This is a genomic window from Streptomyces sp. BE20 (genome assembly GCF_036322525.1).
GTDB lineage: Bacteria > Actinomycetota > Actinomycetes > Streptomycetales > Streptomycetaceae > Kitasatospora.
Genome location: NZ_JAQYWW010000323.1, coordinates 1 through 418 on the forward strand (window position 1 = coordinate 1; position 418 = coordinate 418).

The 418-nt window shown below is 68.9% G+C and carries 1 protein-coding gene; it reads left to right on the top strand.

Annotated features, from left to right (window positions below; genetic code table 11):
* The first annotated feature begins 4 nt into the window (after positions 1 to 4).
* A complete protein-coding gene (locus PUR61_RS01760) occupies positions 5 to 418 on the top strand; it encodes a roadblock/LC7 domain-containing protein (RefSeq protein WP_043468791.1) in 414 nt (137 codons plus the stop codon).

The window sequence follows — 418 nt, forward strand, 5'->3', positions numbered from 1 at the left end:
TCAGATGAGCCAGGCCGCACAGAACCTGAACTGGCTGATCACCAATTTCGTGGACAACACCCCCGGGGTGTCGCACACGGTGGTGGTCTCCGCGGACGGCCTCCTGCTGTGCATGTCCGAAGGGTTCCCCCGCGACCGCGCCGACCAGCTCGCCGCCGTCGCCTCCGGCCTCACCTCCCTCACCACCGGCGCCAGCCGGATCTTCGAGGGCGGCGAGGTCAACCAGACCGTCGTCGAGATGGAACGGGGCTTCCTCTTCCTGATGGCCGTCAGCGACGGCTCGGCACTCGCCGTCCTGGCCGCCCCCGACTCCGACATCGGTCTCGTCGGATACGAGATGGCCCTGCTCGTCGACCGGGCCGGCGCCGTCCTCACCCCCGCACTCCGCGCAGAACTCCAGGGCAGTCTCCTGCACTGA